This window comes from Rhodococcus sp. P4_B6 (assembly GCF_056402215.1).
In genome coordinates, this window is the sequence record NZ_JBFUHV010000009.1 from 59,830 (window position 1) to 77,968 (window position 18,139).

The 18,139-nt window shown below is 66.7% G+C and carries 19 protein-coding genes; 11 read left to right on the forward strand and 8 right to left on the reverse strand.

Annotated elements, in window-relative coordinates; all coding sequences use genetic code 11:
- Nucleotides 1-57: 57 nt before the first annotated feature.
- A complete protein-coding gene (locus AC1DWT_RS06360; RefSeq protein WP_095863300.1) occupies nt 58-825 on the forward strand; it encodes a cyclase family protein in 768 nt (255 codons plus the stop codon).
- Between the two features lie 3 nt (nt 826-828).
- Nucleotides 829-1,224: a RidA family protein gene (locus AC1DWT_RS06365; protein ID WP_072942993.1), complete on the forward strand. Its 396-nt coding sequence runs from the start codon at nt 829-831 to the stop codon at nt 1,222-1,224.
- Between the two features lie 41 nt (nt 1,225-1,265).
- Here the strand turns inward: AC1DWT_RS06365 and AC1DWT_RS06370 are convergent, their stop codons facing one another.
- Entirely contained in the window at nt 1,266-2,054 is a 789-nt protein-coding gene (locus tag AC1DWT_RS06370; protein ID WP_095863301.1) for an IclR family transcriptional regulator, read from the reverse strand.
- Between the two features lie 394 nt (nt 2,055-2,448).
- Entirely contained in the window at nt 2,449-3,363 is a 915-nt protein-coding gene (locus AC1DWT_RS06375) for a LysR family transcriptional regulator (protein WP_095863302.1), read from the reverse strand.
- Between the two features lie 229 nt (nt 3,364-3,592).
- Between AC1DWT_RS06375 and AC1DWT_RS06380 the strand changes: the two genes are divergently transcribed.
- The 3 genes from AC1DWT_RS06380 (at nt 3,593) to AC1DWT_RS06390 (ending at nt 7,241) form a co-directional block, all read left to right on the forward strand.
- Nucleotides 3,593-4,852: a YlbE family protein gene (locus tag AC1DWT_RS06380; RefSeq protein ID WP_095863303.1), complete on the forward strand. Its 1,260-nt coding sequence runs from the start codon at nt 3,593-3,595 to the stop codon at nt 4,850-4,852.
- A gap of 173 nt (nt 4,853-5,025) precedes the next feature.
- Nucleotides 5,026-5,694, forward strand: a complete 669-nt coding sequence (locus AC1DWT_RS06385) for a hypothetical protein (protein WP_477920041.1) — start codon at nt 5,026-5,028, stop codon at nt 5,692-5,694.
- 92 nt (nt 5,695-5,786) lie between these two features.
- Nucleotides 5,787-7,241, forward strand: coding sequence for an amidase (locus AC1DWT_RS06390; protein WP_095863305.1), 1,455 nt, complete (start codon nt 5,787-5,789; stop codon nt 7,239-7,241).
- A 109-nt stretch (nt 7,242-7,350) separates the two neighbouring features.
- Here AC1DWT_RS06390 and AC1DWT_RS06395 read toward each other — a convergent pair whose 3' ends face one another.
- From AC1DWT_RS06395 to AC1DWT_RS06405, 3 genes are all read right to left on the reverse strand, one after another.
- Nucleotides 7,351-7,530, reverse strand: a complete 180-nt coding sequence (locus AC1DWT_RS06395; RefSeq protein ID WP_015888663.1) for a hypothetical protein — start codon at nt 7,528-7,530, stop codon at nt 7,351-7,353.
- A gap of 93 nt (nt 7,531-7,623) precedes the next feature.
- Nucleotides 7,624-8,313 carry a response regulator gene (locus AC1DWT_RS06400; protein ID WP_095863306.1) on the reverse strand — a complete coding sequence of 230 codons (690 nt, stop codon included), beginning with the start codon at nt 8,311-8,313 and terminating at the stop codon, nt 7,624-7,626.
- A complete protein-coding gene (locus AC1DWT_RS06405; RefSeq protein ID WP_095863307.1) occupies nt 8,310-9,875 on the reverse strand; it encodes a sensor histidine kinase in 1,566 nt (521 codons plus the stop codon). Before AC1DWT_RS06405 ends, AC1DWT_RS06400 begins: the two co-directional genes overlap by 4 nt.
- A gap of 160 nt (nt 9,876-10,035) precedes the next feature.
- Here AC1DWT_RS06405 and AC1DWT_RS06410 point away from each other — a divergent pair, with 160 nt between their 5' ends.
- The 3 genes from AC1DWT_RS06410 (at nt 10,036) to AC1DWT_RS06420 (ending at nt 12,801) form a co-directional block, all read left to right on the forward strand.
- Complete coding sequence (locus tag AC1DWT_RS06410; protein WP_072943006.1) at nt 10,036-11,421, forward strand: cation:dicarboxylate symporter family transporter; 1,386 nt, start codon at nt 10,036-10,038, stop codon at nt 11,419-11,421.
- An 82-nt stretch (nt 11,422-11,503) separates the two neighbouring features.
- Nucleotides 11,504-11,998, forward strand: a complete 495-nt coding sequence (locus AC1DWT_RS06415) for a glutathione peroxidase (RefSeq protein ID WP_072943166.1) — start codon at nt 11,504-11,506, stop codon at nt 11,996-11,998.
- Nucleotides 11,999-12,096: 98 nt separating this feature from the next.
- Nucleotides 12,097-12,801 (forward strand): DUF2334 domain-containing protein, encoded by a 705-nt coding sequence (locus AC1DWT_RS06420; RefSeq protein ID WP_072943007.1) that lies wholly within the window; start codon nt 12,097-12,099, stop codon nt 12,799-12,801.
- A gap of 50 nt (nt 12,802-12,851) precedes the next feature.
- Here the strand turns inward: AC1DWT_RS06420 and AC1DWT_RS06425 are convergent, their stop codons facing one another.
- On the reverse strand, nt 12,852-13,499 hold the full coding sequence (locus AC1DWT_RS06425; RefSeq protein ID WP_005244410.1) for an MBL fold metallo-hydrolase: 648 nt from the start codon (nt 13,497-13,499) through the stop codon (nt 12,852-12,854).
- Between the two features lie 130 nt (nt 13,500-13,629).
- Here AC1DWT_RS06425 and purS point away from each other — a divergent pair, with 130 nt between their 5' ends.
- Together purS and purQ are read left to right on the forward strand one after the other, a co-directional pair.
- Nucleotides 13,630-13,869 carry a phosphoribosylformylglycinamidine synthase subunit PurS gene (purS, locus tag AC1DWT_RS06430; RefSeq protein WP_005244409.1) on the forward strand — a complete coding sequence of 80 codons (240 nt, stop codon included), beginning with the start codon at nt 13,630-13,632 and terminating at the stop codon, nt 13,867-13,869.
- Complete coding sequence (gene purQ, locus AC1DWT_RS06435) at nt 13,866-14,543, forward strand: phosphoribosylformylglycinamidine synthase subunit PurQ (RefSeq protein WP_095863308.1); 678 nt, start codon at nt 13,866-13,868, stop codon at nt 14,541-14,543. The genes purS and purQ overlap by 4 nt, the downstream gene beginning before the upstream one ends.
- Before the next feature lie 52 nt (nt 14,544-14,595).
- Here the strand turns inward: purQ and AC1DWT_RS06440 are convergent, their stop codons facing one another.
- Entirely contained in the window at nt 14,596-15,243 is a 648-nt protein-coding gene (locus AC1DWT_RS06440; protein WP_095863309.1) for a HemK2/MTQ2 family protein methyltransferase, read from the reverse strand.
- A gap of 195 nt (nt 15,244-15,438) precedes the next feature.
- Here AC1DWT_RS06440 and malQ point away from each other — a divergent pair, with 195 nt between their 5' ends.
- The gene (gene malQ / locus AC1DWT_RS06445; RefSeq protein WP_477920043.1) at nt 15,439-17,550 is read left to right on the forward strand and encodes a 4-alpha-glucanotransferase; all 2,112 of its coding nucleotides are present in this window, start codon (nt 15,439-15,441) and stop codon (nt 17,548-17,550) included.
- Here malQ and AC1DWT_RS06450 read toward each other — a convergent pair.
- Entirely contained in the window at nt 17,547-18,137 is a 591-nt protein-coding gene (locus AC1DWT_RS06450; RefSeq protein ID WP_095863311.1) for a TetR/AcrR family transcriptional regulator, read from the reverse strand. The genes malQ and AC1DWT_RS06450 overlap by 4 nt on opposite strands.
- Nucleotides 18,138-18,139: the final 2 nt, after the last annotated feature.

Consider the following 18,139-nt stretch of genomic DNA (forward strand, 5'->3'; position numbering starts at 1 on the left):
CTGTCGCGCTGTGAGATCCAGAGTGCGACCGACCGAAAGAAATGAGGAAGTAAGCAGATGAGCAGAATCATCGACATCTCCATGGTCACCGACGGTGACCCCACCCTCGAGGGCAAAGGCGTCATCTTCGAGCCGCACTCGCTCGGCGCCGAATGGAACCAGGAAAACTACGACATCGACCCGAATCACTGGCCCACGCCCGGTGCCGCGTTCGCGGTCGAACATATCGACATGAACTCGCACACCGGCACGCACATGGACGCACCGTGGCACTTCGGCCCGGTGATGGCGGACGGGTCGAAGCCGAAGACCATCGAAGAGTGGCCCATCGAGCGATGCATGGGTGACGGAGTCGTCATCGACATCAGTGATGCCGAAGACGGCGCGGAGGTCTCCCTCGAGGAAATTCAGCAGAAGCTGAAGGACATGAACTACACCATCAAGCCGGGCGACATCGTCCTCACGATGACCGGAAACGACAAGTACTGGGGGAAGCCGGAGTACACCACCCGTGGTGGCGGACCCAGCCGTGAGGCGCTCAAATGGATCCTCGAACAGGGCGTGACGGTCGTGGGAACGGACGCCTGGAGCTACGACCGTCCGTACGCCGCATGGGCCGCCGACTACCACAAGCACGGCAAAGACCCGAAGTACCTGTGGCCCTGCCACCTCCTCGGCCTCGAAATCGAATACGCGCACATCGAGAAGCTCGCCAACCTCGACCAGCTGCCTCCGCACGGTTTCAAGGTCATCGCGCTGCCCATCAAGATCGCCGGCGGCACAGCCGGATTCGTCCGGGCCGTCGCCATCGTCGACGAGGACTGACCAATGACCACTGTCGGCGAAGATGTGAAGTACGTGACCGTTCCCGGCCTGCAGGCCGATGCCGCCTGGCACTGGGCAGCGGAAGCCGGGAATCTGGTGTTCACCTCGGGAGCGGTGCCGCACGACGAGTCCGGTGACATCGGTGAGGACCTCTCGGCTGGGGCACAGGCGGACCGGGCGTTCGCGAACCTCGAGCGTGCCCTGCAGGCTGCGGGCAGTTCGATGGACCGCATCGTCAAGATCACCGGGTACCTGACCGACCCGGAGTCCCTCCCGGAGATTCGTACTGTCCGCGACAAGTGGATTCCGAACCGTCCGCCGTCGACGTTCGTGTACGTAGCCGGTCTCGTGGATCCCCGGATGCTGATCGAGTTCGAGGCGATTGCCGTCAAGAGCTAGAGGCTGCCGGTAGGTCTTCTCCTCGGCGCCGAGGAGAAGACCTACCGGTTTCGCCAGCCCATCAGCTGGGAAAGCGATTGGGCGAGTCCGAGCACCTCGTGAAGAACGAGATCCCGCGGCGGCATCTGTTCGCGGTAATTGGCGATCGACACCGACGCCGTCACCTCGCCTGCGGCGTTCCGGATCGGCGCTGCAATCCCACATGTGGCAGTGGTGACATCCCGGTCGCTGGTGGCGTAGCCATCGGCCACGATCTGCTTCAGCTTGGCCCGCAACTCGGCGGGTTCCGTGATCGTGTACTCGGTGAACGAACGCAGCGGCTCCTGGACATAGGTGTCGATGAACTCGTCGGGGCAGTATGCGAGCAGTACCAATCCGCGGGCTCCCGTGTGGAGGGGATAGGCGCGGTACGTATTCGCATAGGACAGGGTGGGAACGGGAATGCGGGGTTCGACGCTGGCAATGGCCACCGACGAATGCCCGTCCCGCTCGGCGATCTGAACGAATCCGTTGATCCGATCGGCGGCCGTCCGCATCAACGGTTCGCTCGTCGTGAAAAGGGGATGATCGCCGAGGTAGGCGGAGCCGATGGCGAACATCCGGCGACCGACGTAGTGCAGACCGGTTGTGTCGTCGCGCCTGACGAATCCCTTGTCACGAAGGTAGGTCAGTGTGCGGTGCGCAGTTGCCCATTTCGCTCCGGTGGCTTCGGCCAGTTCTTTCGCGCGCATCGGCTGTTCCGCGAGCAATTCGAGCATGTGCATTCCACGATCCATGCTCTGCATCGTGGAATTCTCGGACTTTTTCTCGGGCTCGTGCGCGCTGCTCACGCCCAAAATATACCATGGCTCGGTTTCGAAATGGATTCCGGTTCAACCAGACAGGGATTATTCGGCCTCGTGAATTATCCCCATGAAGCGCGGCGCTGTACGCGAGAAAAGGGGCGAAGAATTGAAGCCGGTAGTCCGTAAGGGGTCGACCAGGTCGTCGACCGGTTCGAGGGCGAGATCGTGTCGGGACGGTGGGCGGTCGGAAGTCGGATTCCGACCGGACTGAGCGCGGTGTCTCCGGAGGATATCGAATCCATCCGGAAAAGGAATATTGAATGGGCGGCGTCCACGGAGACCGCATATTCGGGGCCGGACGCCGACGATATACTTGTCCCGGACAAATGTCGTGAGTACCCGGAACCTGGCGGCCGGTAAGTTATTCGCTGCATTACCGTCACAGTTGCTCGGCCAGCCGGCGAATGCCGTGGCGAAGCCATCGGTGACCGGGATCGTCGGAATGGCGCGGATGCCAGTACATCATCTCGGTGATCGGGGCCAACGAAACCGGCGGCTCGAGCAGTCGAATGCCGGCGCTGCGGTGAAGTGCTCGCGCCAGGCGCTCGTACAGCACCGCCACCATCTCCGTTCCTTCCAGCAGGAATGGGGCGGCGACGTAACTGGTCGTCGACGCTTCGATGCGAAAGGGCAATGAGATTTCGTCGAACTGGGTCTCGGCGAAGGACGGCGGGATTCCGCCGGTGGCGGACAGGTGTGGAAACGCGCTGAACTGCTCCCGCGACATCGTCTCGCCCACAACGGGATGGTCCGCGGCGACCACACAGACGTGCCGGTCCGTGAAGAGGGGGGCGCTGGCGTAAGCGGTTCCGACGTGTCCCACGATCTCGCGTGGGATGATCACGAGATCAGCCCGCGCCTCGAGCAGCGGACCGAAGTAATTCGTTTGTGGCGGAGCGATATTGATCCGCACGTTCGGCGCTTCGCCGGCAGCCGCCCTGACGAACGAGCGGAGTAGGACGAGCGTGACATAGTCACTCGCGTGGATGGTGAACGTGCGGGTGTCACTCGCCGCGTCGAACGGTGCACGCACGGTCACCAGCGTCTCGATCGATCCGAGTATGTCGTGGACCAGGTATGTGAGGGACTCCGCGAGCGGTGTCAGCGTCATCGACGACCCGTCGCGGACGAGCAGGGGATCGTCGAAGAGTTTTCGCAATCGCGACAATGTGCCACTCATCGCCGGTTGCCCGACCGAGAGTTGCTTCGCAGCGCGAGAGACGCTCCTCTCCGACAGGAGGGCGTCCAGGCCGACGAGAAGGTTCAGATCAATTCGGTTCAGTTTCATTCGCATCTCTCGTCACCTCTCCGGACGTTCGCCGGCGGTCGATCATCAGTCGAAATGATACCTCTCATCGGCAAGATGTGACCAGCATGATCTCGCTAAATCGGCTGTGCCTCGGTATCTTTGGGATTGCCGAGCGGGCCGATCGGTACCTCTGCCCGCAACAATCCGGAGATGTCGTCCGTGGCCCGCTTCCAGCCGGCCGGACACGTCCTATCCGACTTTCGATGGAGTTGTCATGACTGTAAGGGATGGTTGGGCGGTACTGGACACCACGTCCGCGACCGCGGTCGGTGTCAGACGGGCGGGAGATGTCATCGACACGGTGGATCGCCGCTCGTACCTGCACGCCGGCCCGCAGGTGGAGCCCGGCGAGGTAGTGGGTCCGATGAGAGGTGCGATTCTCGGGGCGCTGGTGCTCGAGGGTGAGGCTCCCGATCTCGCGGCCGCCGGTGAACTGTTCGACGCGGGGAAGATCGATCTGCGGCCGTGTCACTCGGCATCCGCTGTCGGGGCGATGGCAGGCATCATTTCTCCCAGCACTCCGATGGTGGTGGTGGAGGGAGACGACGGGCACAACGCGTTCGCGCCGTTGAACGAAGGGCTCGGTCGAGCACTCCGGTTCGGTGCCAACGATGCCGCTGTGCTCGAGCGGCTGCGGTGGATGAGTACCGTCCTGACGCCGGTTCTCGACGACGCGTTGCGGGCGGTGGACGGTATCGATATCACCGCATTGCAGTCGGAAGGTCTTCGGCGCGGCGACGAATGCCACAATCGGAACGTGGCGTCGACGGCGGCGCTGACGATCAGGCTCGCGCCCGCCGTGGTCGAGCACGCCCCGGACTCGGGGACCGCCGCGGCCGTCCTCGATTTCCTCGCCGGCAATCCCCACACCTTTCTGTCTTTCTCGATGGCGGCAGCGAAGCTCGTCGCGGATGCCGCCCACCGCTGTGGAACCCGGGGGTTGGTGACAGCGATCGCGGGAAACGGCCGGCGGATGGGGATTCGCGTCAGTGGCCTCGACTCGTGGATCACGGCATCCGCGCCCGTAGGAGATCCGAAGCTGTTCGAGGGCTATACCGTCGACGATGCCTGCCCGATGATGGGTGATTCGCTCGTGACCGAGGTGATCGGGCTCGGCGCCTTCGCTCTGTCGGCGGCCCCCGCCATCAGTTCCTATATCGGGGGAAGCCCCAGCGTGCTCCAGGACTATGTGTCCGAGATGCGTCAGATCACCCGAGGGGGTAGTAGTCGGTTCCTGATTCCCGGCGAGGGTTTCCGGGGCACACCGATGGGAATCGACGTCGAAGCGGTAGCGCGTACGGGAATTTCCCCGGTGGTCAACAACGGATTCGCTCACCGAGATGCGGGGATCGGACAGGTCGGCGCGGGAATCACCAGGCTCCCCATAGAGCCGTTCGTAGCCGCGCACAACGCCTTGCTGGATCTGGGAGCAGGCGATTGGCTGACGTCAGCGGGAAGCCGGTGGGGTGAATGATCTGGGCGAGGCCTGCCAACGCCCTGCGCCACGTCGAGAAGCTCGACGCGCGAGTCACTCGCATCGTCGCGGGATTCGCTGCAAGCGACGTCTTCTGGTCGTCCGGTTGTGATCCGAGAAGGTTCCCCACCAATTCGGCGGGATCTCTGGTCGTGCCCCACATGTTGTGGGACATGAGCAATGGCGACGTCGTCGCGATCGACGACGTCGAGGTCGGATACGGCGGAGCGGCCCCGGGACGTGCCTTCTCCCTGCTCAGCGAGCTGGGTCTGAGCGATCCGGTGGCACGCGGGATTGCCTATTCACGAAGGTCGCTGACCCGGCTGGGATGCGACGGCCGCACGGTGCTGCAGTCGATCGCCCATTCGGATTGGCCAGGATTTCGATTGCACACTCCGACCAGGATCGGGACAGCGTGGGTTCTGCGTGTCACGGCGGACAATCTCGAGGACCGGCTGAGACCGGTTGGCGCAACAGCGGTGCGACCATCGACGGGCAGGATCGCCGCGATGATCGCGGACGAACTGGACCGCGACGATCTGCCCGGATGGGCTCGAGGTTCTCGGATCGCGCGGTACCTCCCCTCCCGCGATGCCGCGCGGAACGCAGGTTTCGTCGATCGGAGTGATCGGAATTCGCCTGCTCCGGATCGAAGCAGGGCGTATCAGTTGATCGTGGAGCAGGGAAGTCTGCAGTTGTGGTTCGAACTTCCGGACCAGCAGGGCGCCGGTGGGCAGCTGCCCCGGGACGCGTACGTCTTGATGCGGAATCTGCGGATTCCGAGGCCGAGTGGCGAGAGTGTCGTGGCAGACGATGATCGTCTTCGGTACGGCTACCGCTGACTCCGGGGCGGACGAACTCGCGGCTCCGTCCGGCCGATCGTCCCGATACTCACAACACCCGATGCATGTCCATTCACGAAGGAAGGTCGTCCATGGCGGAGCCGCTGTACTACCGCAGCGCGACGGAGCTGTCTCAGCTGATGCGTGCAGGAGAGCTCTCGGCGCGAGAAACCGTGTCGGCGCATCTCGAGCGCATCGATGAGGTCAACCCCGACGTCAACGCCATCGTGACGTACCTTCCGGAAGCTGCGATGGAGCAGGCGGCAGCCGCCGATCAACGGTTTGCATCCGGCGGGTGGGACGGCCCGCTCCACGGAATTCCCGTCGCCCACAAAGATAACCACCTCACCATGGGAGTCCGGACAACCTTCGGTTCCCGGATCCACGAGCACTACGTGCCCGAACTCGACGATCTCGTCGTGGAACGGATGAAGGCCGCGGGCGTCGTCACGCTGGGCAAGACCAATGTTCCCGAGTTCGTCGCAGGTGGTCATACCTTCAACGACCTTTTCGGTGCGACGCGCAATCCCTACGACCTCGCCGTGACCGCGGGCGGTTCATCGGGAGGTGCTGCCGCAGCTCTCGCCGCCGGCATGCACCCCATCGCGGACGGCAACGACATGGGCGGGTCTCTTCGACTCCCGGCTGGGTACTGCAATGTCGTCGGATTACGCCCGAGTGCCGGGCGGGTGCCCACCTACCCTGCGTCCGACGGCTGGTGCGGGCTGTCCGTTCAAGGGCCGATGGCACGCTGCGTCGACGACGTTGCGCTGCTGCTGTCGGTGATGGCCGGTCCGGACGGCCGGTCTCCCCTCAGCCTGGAGGAGCCCGGATCCCGATTTGCAACTGTCGCCGCAGACGGCCTTCGAGGTCGAAGAATCGCATTTTCCGTCGATCTTGGCGGAACCATTCCGGTGGACCCGGAGGTTCGCCGAGTCGTCGAACGCGCTGCGCACACGTGCCGGGAGGCAGGCGCGATCGTCGAGGAAGCATGCATCAGCTTCGACGGCGCGGGCGAGTGCTTCAGGACTCTGCGTGCGTGGCAGTTCGAAGCTGCGCTGGGTGATCTGTTCGACGCGAATCGGGAGTGGGTTCGGCCCAGTCTGTACGAGAACATGCTTGCCGGGCGACGACTCTCCGGTCGAGACGTCGGTCGCGCTGCGCGGCTCAGGACGGAACTCTTCCATCGCATGCGAGAGTTTCTGGAAACGTACGACGGTCTGCTTCTCCCGGTGTCGCCCCTCCCGGCGTTCGACGTCGACCTGCAGTTTCCCGCCTCGGTGTGTGGCGTACAGCAACCGGATTACCTCGGCTGGATGGAGTCCGCGTGCCACGTCACCGTGACCGGCCACCCGGTCATCTCTCTACCGGCGGGCTTCAGCGAAGCGGGGACACCACTGGGGATCCAGCTGGTCGGGCGACACCGCGCGGAGGACCAATTGCTCGATATGGCGAAGGATTTCGAGCAGCGGACGCGGCACGCGTGGACTCGCCCCCGATCGTGCGCGTCCGTCGATCACCGGCCCGGCGACGGACAGCGGGACTGACGATTCGAACGCAGGTTCGCACCGGTCTGGCGGGCCCAGGGCACGACGGCGTCGACGGACGCTACGAGACATGCACAGATGTAGCGTTCGAGTTCGCCCCCCGCACTGCTCAGATGCAGAAACTGATGCTGGCCGACCCCAGTGGCAGGTTGAGGCAGACGGCGATCGAACCGACTGCCGGGGTCGGTGACGGCGCGGCCGGCGCCGCGACAGCTGCGGGAGCAGCCAGAGTACCGAGCGACAGGGTCAATGCGATTGCGGCGAGTGTGGTGGCAATTCTGCTAGACATTGTGAAGGTCCTTGACTGAGTTACTGCGAGCCGGAGGTGACTCCTCTACAATCGTCCACCGATGTGACCTAGGTCACAACCCCGGTTCGTACTTCAGCGCAGCTCGTACCGGATCTGCGGACGGCCGGCCCTGCCGTACTCGGTGTGCCGGGTGAGCACCCCGTCGTCGGCGAGACGTTCGAGATACCGCCAGGCCGTCACCCGGGAGACCCCGATGCTGGCCGCCACCTCGGCCGCCGTCAGCGGTCCGGCAGCGTCACGGACGCACGCCGAAACGTGGTCGAGCGTCTGTGGTGCAACGCCTTTCGGGGATGCAGCGCGCTCGTCGGAGGTGCGTAGCGCGGACATCGCCCGATCGATGTCGTGCTGACTCAGTGCGTTGCTTCCGGCAGGCAGGGCGTCGCGGAATTCCCGGTACCGCTCGAGTTTGTCGCGGAACGCCGCGAACGTGAACGGCTTCAGGAGATACAACGCGATTCCGCGCGCCACGGCGGTGCGGACCATCTCCAGGTCGCGGGCCGAGGTCACGGCGATCACGTCGGGACTCGGTCGCACGCCGCTCAGTGCCGCCGCGACGTCGAGGCCGCTGGCATCCGGCAGGCCGATGTCGAGGAGGACGAGGTCGATGGGGTCGTCGCTGCCGTTCGCCGCGGCGACCGCCCGCATGGCGCCGTTGCCGTCGTGAACGACGGTGTGCACCGAAAAGCCCGGAATGCGTTCCACATACGCCCGATGGGCCTCGGCGATGAGTGGTTCGTCCTCGACGATCATCACGCGGATCACGAGGCGGCCCCCTCGATCGGGATCTCGACGACGACCATCGATCCGAGTGACGGCTCCGTGTGGATCGTCCCGCCGTGCCGGGCCACCACCTGGGCCACCAACGCCAGTCCGAGCCCGCGCTGACCCGACTTGGTGGAGTAGCCGCGCGTGACCGCCTTGTCGAGTTCGTCGGCGGGAATGCCGGGTCCGCTGTCGGCCACCCGCACCACCATCGTCGAATCCTCTTGACGGACGGTCACTTCCACCCACGCATCCTCTCCGGGGGATTCCATCGCGCCGCGGGCGGCGTCGATCGCGTTGTCCACGAGATTACCCACCAGCGTCACGAGTTCACGCGCACTGAGCGGCGCCACGGGCCCGAGAGCGGTGTCCTCGGTGACGGTCAGGTCGACTCCCCGCTCGGCGGCCACCCCAACCTTGCCGAGCAGCAGTGCGGCCAGGGCGGGTTCGTGCACCGCCGTCATCAAGCGGTCGATCAGTTCCTGCGACAACCGCAGATCCTCGGTGGCGAACGCGATCGCGTCGTCGTAGCGGCCCAGTTCGACCATCGTGATGATCGTGTGCAGTCGGTTTGCCGATTCGTGCGCCTGTGACCGCAGCGATTCCGCGAAGCCGCGCACGGAGTCGAGTTCGCCCATGATGCTTTGCAATTCCGTGCGATCACGCAGTGTCAGCACGGTCCCGAGACGCTGCCCCTCCCACGTCACGGGTTCCCGGCTGACGAGCAGCACGCGGTCGGGGGTCACGTGCACCTCGTCCCGGGAATCGTCGTCCTGCGACTGCCGCAGCGACTCCGGCAGCGCGGCCAGCGGGACGGGGCCCTCGGGGAGATCGAGGAGGCGGCGCGCTTCGTCGTTCACCACTTCGGCATTCGCGGTGTCACCGCTGTCGCGGCCGAGCACCACCAGGCCCTCACCGATCGAGTGCAGGACGGCGTCGTGATGCTCGTACATCTGCCGCAGCTCGTCCGGGGCCATCCCCAGCGTCTGACGGCGCAGGCGCCTGCTCAGCAGGAACGAACCTGCCGCCGACACCGCCAGACCGATCGCGGCGACCGCGAAGATGGTCGGCAGGCTCGCGGCGAACTGGTCGCCGATCTTCGCCCGGGTGACGCCGACGGACACCAGGCCCGCGATCCGGTCGCCGTCGTACACCGGTGTCACCGCCCGGATCGATGGTCCCAGCGAACCGGCGTACGTCTCCGTGAACGTCTCCCCGCGGAGCGCGCGCTCGATGTTCCCGGAGAACACGCCGCCGATCAGCTCCGGGTTGGTGTGAGTGAAGCGGATGCCCGCGGGCGTCATCACGACGATGAAATCGGTGCCGGTCGCGGCGCGGATCTGCTCGGTCTGGGGCTGGAGAACGGCCGTCGGGTCGGGGGACCGCAATGCCTCGACGGTGCCGTCCGACAGCGCGAGTGTGGTCGCGACGGCCGTGACGGCGCGCCGGGTGGTCTCGTCGCTGTCGCGACGCTGGTCGACGATGGCCAGCGCGGTCCCGGCGCCGATGACCAGCACCAACACGACGAGCTGCAGGAGGAAGAGCTGCCTCGCGACGCTCATGGGCCGTCTCGGCGGATGGTGCGGCAATGCATTTCTCCTGAACGTAATGAACACAAACTTCTCCAGCCAAGCGATCGCTTAGAAGATTCTTCCAAGACGTGATCGCGGTCACTCACCGGCCTCACCGATCAGCTTGCCACTCGAATTGGAGGACAATCCCATGAGTACTGCGACAGGGAAGACCAAGAAGCGCGACCGGACACACTGGTTGTACATGGGGGTCATCGTCGCCGTCGTCGCGGGCATCCTCGTCGGGTGGCTGGCTCCGGGAGTCGGCAAGTCGCTCGGCGTGCTCGGCACGATGTTCGTCGATCTGATCAAGATGATGATCAGCCCGGTCATCTTCTGCACGATCGTGCTCGGCATCGGATCGGTGAAGGCCGCCGCCAAGGTGGGCAAGGTCGGCGGACTCGCCCTCACCTACTTCATCGGCATGTCCACGGTCGCGCTCGGCATCGGTCTGCTGGTCGGCAACCTGCTCGACCCGGGCACCGGCCTGAACATCAGCGCCGACACCGCAAGCACGGGTGCGGCGCTCGCCGAGAAGGCCCACGGAGCCGGCGGCACCATGGACTTCCTCCAGTCGATCATCCCCACGTCGCTGATGTCCGCGCTGACCGAGGGAAGCGTCCTGCAGACCCTGTTCGTCGCGCTGCTCGTCGGCTTCGGACTGCAGGCCCTGGGCAAGCAGGGTGAGCCGATCCTGCGTGCAGTCGGCTCCGTCCAGAAGCTCGTCTTCAAGATCCTGTCGATGATCCTGTGGCTCGCCCCGATCGGTGCGTTCGGTGCCATCGCGAACGTCGTCGGCCAGACCGGCCTCGGCGCCGTCGTCCAGCTCGCCACGCTCATGCTCGGCTTCTACCTCACCTGCCTGATCTTCGTGTTCGGTGTCCTCGGATCCGTGCTCCGCGTCGTCGCAGGCGTCTCGATCTTCAAGCTGGTCCGGTACCTGGCCCGGGAGTACCTGCTGATCTTCGCCACGTCCTCCTCCGAGTCGGCCCTGCCCCGCCTGATCGCGAAGATGGAACACGTCGGCGTCGAGCGCACCACCGTCGGTGTCGTCGTCCCCACCGGCTACTCGTTCAACCTCGACGGCACGGCGATCTACCTGACCATGGCGTCGATCTTCATCGCCGACGCAATGGGCCAGCCGCTGTCCTTCCCCGAGCAGCTGTCGCTGCTGGTGTTCATGATCATCGCGTCCAAGGGTGCTGCCGGAGTCAGCGGCGCCGGGCTCGCCACCCTCGCCGGCGGCCTGCAGAGCCACCGTCCCGAACTGCTCGACGGCGTCGGCCTCATCGTCGGTATCGACCGGTTCATGTCCGAGGCCCGCGCGGTCACGAACTTCTCCGGCAACGCCGTCGCCACCCTGCTCGTCGGTTCCTGGACGAACACGATCGACAACGACCGCGTCCGCACCGTCCTCGACGGCAAGCTCCCCTTCGACGAGTCGACGATGGTCGACGATGGCCACGGCGAGGTCGTCGAAGAGCAGGCCACGGAGACCCCTGCCGCCGACGAGCCGAAGGTACTCGTGAAGAGCTGACACCCACTCCGRAGTAAACCTCTGTGCGCCCGGGCGATTCGAAGCCTGGGCGCACAGAGGTTTGTTGGCTACGTTGGTGCGCATGACGACACCTGTTCAGAACATCGGTATCAACACACTCGGCGGCACCCCGACCTCCCTCGGCGAATACGACGGTCGCGCCGTCCTCGTGGTGAACGTCGCCTCGAAGTGTGGACTGACCCCGCAGTACAAGGGCCTCGAGAAGCTCGCCACCGACTACGCCGACCGCGGCCTGACCGTGATCGGCGTCCCGTGCAACCAGTTCATGGGGCAAGAGCCCGGCACCGCCGAAGAGATCGAGACCTTCTGCTCCACCACCTACGGCGTCACGTTCCCGCTGCTCGAGAAGATCGAGGTGAACGGTGAGAACCGGCACCCGCTGTACGAGGAACTGACCAAGGCCGCCGACGCCGAGGGCGCCGCGGGCGACATCCAGTGGAACTTCGAGAAGTTCCTCGTCGCACCCGACGGCACCGTCGTCAAGCGGTTCCGTCCCCGCACCGAGCCCGAGGCGCCCGAGGTCGTCGAGGCCATCGAGGCGGTCCTGCCGAAGTAGGCGGCTTCGCCGCCCGTGCGCCTTTCTGGTAGCTCCGACTACCAGAAAGGCGCACGAGCTTTGCCCCTTGTTCACGTTCACCTGTCACGCTGGGGCCCATGACCGGACAGCTGATCGTGTCGGTGTCGGGGATCAAGGACGAGACGCGCGACTTCGCGGCCGCGTTCGCCGAGGAGATGGATGCGCGCGGCGTGCCGCTGTCGCTGCTCGTCGCCCCGCGCCTGAAGGACAAGTACCGCCTGGTCAACGATCCCGCGACGCAGGACTGGCTCCGTGTGCGCCGATCCCGCGGCGACGCCGTCGTCCTGCACGGATACGACCAGGCCGCCACCAAGCGCCGTCGGGCCGAGTTCGCCGCGCTGCCCGAGCACGAGGCGCGGCTGCGACTGCTCGCGGCCGACCGGGTGATGGAACAGACCGGGCTGCGCACCAGACTGTTCGCCCCGCCCCGCTGGCTGGCGTCGCAGGGCGCCGTCGCGGCACTGCCGTCCGCCGGGTTCCGGCTGCTCGCCGGGATGACCGCCATCCACGACCTCGAACGCGGGACGTCGGTGCGGTCGCGGGTGCTGGGAATCGGGGAGGGATTCCGCGCCGAACCGTGGTGGTGCCGGGCCCTCGTCCTCGGCTCCGGACGCACCGCCAAACGCGGGGGCGTGGTGCGCCTCGCCGTCACCGCCAAGCAGCTGGGCACGTCGGGCCCGCGGCAGGCGATGCTCGACGCCGTCGACCTCGCGCTCTTCCATGACGCGCGGCCCGGCGTGTACCGCTGGGAGCGGCGGATTTCGCAGATCGGTGCCGCCTGACCCGTGAGTACTTGTTAACCGCCCGCGGTTAACAAGTACTCACGGGGGCGTCAGGCCACCTCGACGCTCGACTCGCTCGGCATCGTGCGGAACTCGGTGCCCTCGGGCGCCATGTCCGAGTAGCGGCCGTAGAAGATGCCGGTGGCCTCGTTCGCGATGATCGCCTGGTGGATGGGCACCGCGACCCGCGGCGCGACGGCCCGCAGGTAGTCGATGGCCTCGGAGATCTTCAGCCACGGCGCCGCGGCGGGCAGCGCCAGCACGTCGACCTTCTGCTCGGGGACGAACAGGGAGTCGCCGGGGTGCATCAGCCGGGCCGGGTTGCCGGCGTCGCCGAGAAGGAACGCCGTGTTGTCGATCACGGGAATGTCGGGGTGGATCACCGCGTGCCTGCCGCCGGTGCCGGTGACGTGCACGTCGCCGATGTCGAACTCGTCGCCGGCGTGCACTCCCGTCCACGCGCCGCCGAGCTGGGCGGCGGTCTGCGGGTCGGAGTACAGCGCCGCGCCGGGGTTCGCCTCGACGAGGGCGGGCAGTCGCTGCTGGTCGACGTGGTCGGGGTGCTGGTGGGTCACGAGGATCGCGTCCAGTCCGGTGATGCCCTCGAATCCGTGCGAGAAGTTGCCCGGATCGAAGAGGATGGTGGAACCGTTCAACTCGACGAGGACGCAGCTGTGGCCGAAGTGAGTCAGTCGCATGAATTCGAGTATGCGCTTGCGTGCATGGCTCGTCCCTTCGTCCGATGCGAACCGCAGGCAGGTAGCCCGGTAAACTTCCGGGTGCCCGGTGTTCCACTCTGGGCTCGCGCACAACAACAAGGAGCAGCACGTGGCCCGTGTCGTCGTCGAAGTCATGCCCAAGGCCGAGATTCTCGACCCCCAGGGGCAGGCCATTGTCGGAGCGCTGCCGCGGCTCGGCTTCGCTGGAGTTTCCGATGTCCGTCAGGGCAAGCGGTTCGAGCTCGAGGTCGACGGCAGTGTCGACGACGCTCAGCTCGAGAAGATCGCCGAGGCCCTGCTGGCCAACACGGTGATCGAGGACTGGACCGTGAGGCGCGTCGAAGCATGAGCGCCCGCGTCGGAGTCATCACTTTCCCCGGCACCCTCGACGACGTCGACGCCGCCCGCGCGGTGACCCTCGCCGGCGGCGAGGCCGTGAGCCTGTGGCACGGCGACGCCGACCTCAAGGGTGTCGACGCCGTCATCGTCCCCGGTGGCTTCTCGTACGGCGACTACCTGCGGTGCGGCGCCATCGCCCGGTTCGCGCCCGTCATGGGCAAGGTCGTGCAGGCCGCGCAGGGCGGTATGCCCGTCCTCGGTATCTGCAACGGTTTCCAGGTGCTGTGTGAAGCGGGCCTCCTGCCCGGCGCGCTCACCCGGAACGAGGGCCTGCACTTCATCTGCCGCGACGAGTGGCTGAAGGTCGAGGCCACGTCGACGGCGTGGACGTCCCGCTACGAGACGGGTGCCGAGATTCTCGTCCCGCTCAAGTCCGGCGAGGGCCGCTACCAGGCGTCGGAGAACGTTCTCGACGAACTCGAGGGTGAGGGCCGCGTGGTGTTCCGCTACACCGGCGACAACCCGAACGGTTCGCAGCGCGGCATCGCGGGCATCTCCTCGGCCAACGGCCGCGTGGTGGGCCTCATGCCGCACCCCGAGCACGCCACCGAGGCCCTCACCGGCCCCAGTGACGACGGGCTCGGCATGTTCTACTCCGTGCTCGACAGCGTCATCTCCGCCTGATCCGACCGGCGCCGTGCGGGCCTCGGCCACGCACGGCGCCATCAGGCCATGTCTAGCTGACGGCGCGGATCACCACGATTTCCTCGAGGATCTGACCGACCTCGATGAGCCCTCGCCGCTCGAGCATCTCCCGCCGTTCGACGAGGACGGGTCCGAACGGGATCTCGGCCGTCGCGGCGACGTCGACCGTCATATTCTGCTCCTCGAGCATCGTCAGTGTCTTCTCGACTCCGCTCAGGCCGGACTGCGCCAGCAGCAGAACCCCGCCGTCGACGAGAAGGTCGGGGGCCTGGCAGCAGATCCGGTCGAGCAGTGCGCGACCGTTCTTTCCCGCATCCCAGGCGCGCGCCGGACCGCGGTCGGGCACGGTGTCGACGGATGCCGGGACGTACGGCGGATTGGAAACGACGAGCTCGAACCGCTCTTGGCGGACGTGTTCGGTGAGGTCTCCGTGGATCACCCGGATCCGGTGCCCGCGGGCGAGCGCATTGAGCCGAATGCTGATCGCCGCCCGCCTCGACACGTCCACCGCGGTCACCCGGCCCGCACCGGCGGCCGCGGCGGCCACGCTCAGCGCGCCCGTCCCGGCACACAGATCGAGTACCCGGGAGTGGGGACCGAGTCGCTCCGCCGCCAGGACACCGGCCAGCAACTGCGTATCGTGTTGCGGGCGATAGACTCCGGGAAGACGTAGCAGCATCGAAGACTCCTCGGTTGCCGGGCGCATCGGCGTACGCCAACCGAGTGCCACCGGGCGCTCGCCGTGGACGCCGTGCGTCTGATTACCGAACAGTTACCCCACTCGCCGCGGGGCCAATCACGCCGGCGGGTCCGACGGCCGTGGCGGCGATCCGGAAGACGCGCGGAACCCGAGGCGAACTGGCACGATCGACGGGTGACGTACACCGAGCAGTTGCGTGATCTCGCGGCCCGGCACGGGGTTGCGACGTCGTATCAGGGTTGGGACCAGCGGCGTCACGACGTGGGCGACGACACGCTCCGCAGCGTCCTCGCAGCGCTCGACGTCACCGCCGGAACGGAGGACGAGGTGCGGCGCGCCCTGTCGGAGTGCGACGTGGCGCCGTGGCGTCGGATGCTGCCGCCCGTCGTCGTCGRCAGGAACGGATCCGAGACCCGTTTCGTGGTCCACGTTCCGCACGGCGAGGCGGTGGACGTCACGATCGACACGGAGTCGGGCGCGACGGTCCCGGCACGCCAACTCCAGGTGTGGGTCGATCCGCGAGAGGTCGACGGTGTTCTCGTGGGGCGCGCGACGTTCGCCGTGCCCTCCGACGTTCCGTGCGGGTGGCACACGGTCCAGGCGTCCACCTCGGGCACCTCCTCGTCGTGCACGCTCGTGGTGACACCGGCGCGGTTGACCACTTCGGACGCACTGCGCGACCGCAGGCGCTGGGGTGTGCTCACGCAGTTGTACTCGATCCGGTCGCGTCGGTCCTGGGGTGTGGGGGATTTCGGCGACCTTGCGGATCTCGCGTCGATCTTCGGTTCCGTCCACGGCGCCGACTACGTTCTGGTCAATCCACTGCATGCCGCGCAGCCCCGACCGCCGATCGAGGCGTCGCCGTACCTGCCGACCACCCGCCGCTACGTCAACCCGCTGTACATCCGCGTCGAGAATATCCCGGAGACGGCGTACCTCTCGACGCGACGCCATGCGCGGATGCGCGACGCCGCAGCGCGATTCGAGAGGGCGAACGACCGGTCCGACCGGATCGACCGCAACCCGTCGTACCGGGCGAAACTCCGGGTGCTCGAACGGGTCTTCCGGATCGAGCGCAGCCCGAGCAGGCAGCACGCGTTCGAGGAGTTCTGCCGCGTCGAGGGGGACGGGCTGCGGGACTTCGCGACCTGGTGCGCGCTCACCGAGAAACTGCCGCCCGACGACCCGCGATGGACGACGAAGGCCGGTGCGCCGGACAGCGACTGGGTGCAGGCGCAGCGGCGCAAGCTGACGCCGCGAATCCAGTTCTACTCGTGGCTGCAATGGGTGTGCGACGAGCAGCTTTCCGACGCACAGGACGCTGCGCGCGCGGCGGGCATGGACATCGGGATCGTGCACGACCTGGCGGTCGGGGTCCAGCGCGGGGGCGCGGACGCGTGGTCGCTGGGAACGGCTCTGGCGGAGGGCATTACCGTCGGCGCTCCTCCCGACGACTTCAATCAGCAGGGCCAGCAGTGGAATCAGCCGCCGTGGCGGCCGGATCGGCTGGCGGAACTGGGGTACGCCCCGTACCGCGACATGCTGCGCACCGTCCTGAAGCACGCGGGCGGCCTGCGGGTCGACCACATTCTGGGACTGTTCCGGCTGTGGTGGATTCCCGCCGACGCGCAGACGCCTGCCGACGGAACGTACGTCACCTACGACCACGAGGCGCTCATCGGGATCCTCGCGCTCGAGGCCGAGCGGGCGGGCGCCGTGGTGATCGGCGAGGACCTCGGGGTGTTCGAGCCCGCGGTGCAGGACTACCTCGCCGAGCGCGGCATCCTGGGGACCTCGATCCTGTGGTTCGAGCACGACGGCGAGCGGCCGACACCGCCGGAGCAGTACCGGACCCTGTGCCTGACATCCGTGACCACGCATGATCTTCCGCCGACCGCCGGATACCTGGCCGGCGAACACATCGAATTGCGCTCGCGGCTCGGGCTCCTCGAACGCGACCTCGAACTCGAGAAGGAACACGACGCCCAGCAGCGCGAGGCCGTGCTCCAACTGGCGCGCGACCGCGGGTTGCTGGCGGACGACGCGTCGATACCCGACACCGTGAAGGCGCTGTACAGGCTGATCGCCCGGAGCCCGTCGCTGCTGTCGGGTGTCGCACTGGCCGACCTGGTGGGGGAGTACCGCATCCAGAATCAGCCGGGCACCGACGAGACCCAGTATTCGAACTGGAAGATTCCCCTCGCCGACGCGTCCGGGCGCGCGGTCCACGTCGAGGACCTCACGCACGGCGATTTCGGGTTCGTCGAGGACGCAACCCGCGCTTAGGGCGCGAGGGCGCGCATCGCCAGGTCGACGACGGCGTCCGCGTGCTCGTGGGTGAGGGGATGGGCTCCGGACTGCCAGCGGTAGAACATCGGCGCCATGAACAACTCGAACGCGAGAGCGAGGTCGACGTCGGGTCGCACCTGCCCGGCGTCCTGCGCCGAGCGGAACCGCGTGGCGACGAACTCGAACTGCGGCTGGTAGATCCGTTCGACGATCTGTTCCCTCAGGGCCGGGTCCTGCAGCGATTCGATGGACAGCGCCCGGAACAGCGGTTCGAAATCGGGGGACGTGAACTCGTCGACCGTGGCCCGCAGCACCAGCCTCATGTCGGCGGCGAGGTCGCCGGTGTCGGGCAGGGCCAGGGCCTCCTGGGCGCCGGCCGCGTTCTGTTCGTGCAGGGCGTCCACGACGAGTGCGCCCTTGGACCGCCACCAGCGGTAGATGGTCTGCTTCCCGACCTTGGCGCGTGCGGCAATGCCCTCGATGCTGATCTTCCCGTAGGGCTGTTCGCGGATCAGCTCCTGCGTGGCCTGCAGGATCGCGGCGCGGGACCGTTCGGATCGGCGGGGATTGTCGGCGGACGGCATGA

Bases quoted from the DNA above. Each gene is read 5' to 3' on its own strand.
- AC1DWT_RS06360 (WP_095863300.1), top strand. From the start codon at position 58: ATGAGCAGAATCATCGACATCTCCATGGTCACCGACGGTGACCCCACC.
- AC1DWT_RS06365 (WP_072942993.1), top strand. From the start codon at position 829: ATGACCACTGTCGGCGAAGATGTGAAGTACGTGACCGTTCCCGGCCTG.
- AC1DWT_RS06375 (WP_095863302.1), bottom strand. From the start codon at position 3,363: ATGCGAATGAAACTGAACCGAATTGATCTGAACCTTCTCGTCGGCCTG.
- AC1DWT_RS06380 (WP_095863303.1), top strand. From the start codon at position 3,593: ATGACTGTAAGGGATGGTTGGGCGGTACTGGACACCACGTCCGCGACC.
- AC1DWT_RS06385 (WP_477920041.1), top strand. From the start codon at position 5,026: ATGAGCAATGGCGACGTCGTCGCGATCGACGACGTCGAGGTCGGATAC.
- AC1DWT_RS06390 (WP_095863305.1), top strand. From the start codon at position 5,787: ATGGCGGAGCCGCTGTACTACCGCAGCGCGACGGAGCTGTCTCAGCTG.
- AC1DWT_RS06395 (WP_015888663.1), bottom strand. From the start codon at position 7,530: ATGTCTAGCAGAATTGCCACCACACTCGCCGCAATCGCATTGACCCTG.
- AC1DWT_RS06405 (WP_095863307.1), bottom strand. From the start codon at position 9,875: ATGAGCGTCGCGAGGCAGCTCTTCCTCCTGCAGCTCGTCGTGTTGGTG.
- AC1DWT_RS06410 (WP_072943006.1), top strand. From the start codon at position 10,036: ATGAGTACTGCGACAGGGAAGACCAAGAAGCGCGACCGGACACACTGG.
- AC1DWT_RS06415 (WP_072943166.1), top strand. From the start codon at position 11,504: ATGACGACACCTGTTCAGAACATCGGTATCAACACACTCGGCGGCACC.
- AC1DWT_RS06420 (WP_072943007.1), top strand. From the start codon at position 12,097: ATGACCGGACAGCTGATCGTGTCGGTGTCGGGGATCAAGGACGAGACG.
- AC1DWT_RS06425 (WP_005244410.1), bottom strand. From the start codon at position 13,499: ATGCGACTGACTCACTTCGGCCACAGCTGCGTCCTCGTCGAGTTGAAC.
- purQ (WP_095863308.1), top strand. From the start codon at position 13,866: ATGAGCGCCCGCGTCGGAGTCATCACTTTCCCCGGCACCCTCGACGAC.
- AC1DWT_RS06440 (WP_095863309.1), bottom strand. From the start codon at position 15,243: ATGCTGCTACGTCTTCCCGGAGTCTATCGCCCGCAACACGATACGCAG.
- AC1DWT_RS06450 (WP_095863311.1), bottom strand. From the start codon at position 18,137: ATGCCGTCCGCCGACAATCCCCGCCGATCCGAACGGTCCCGCGCCGCG.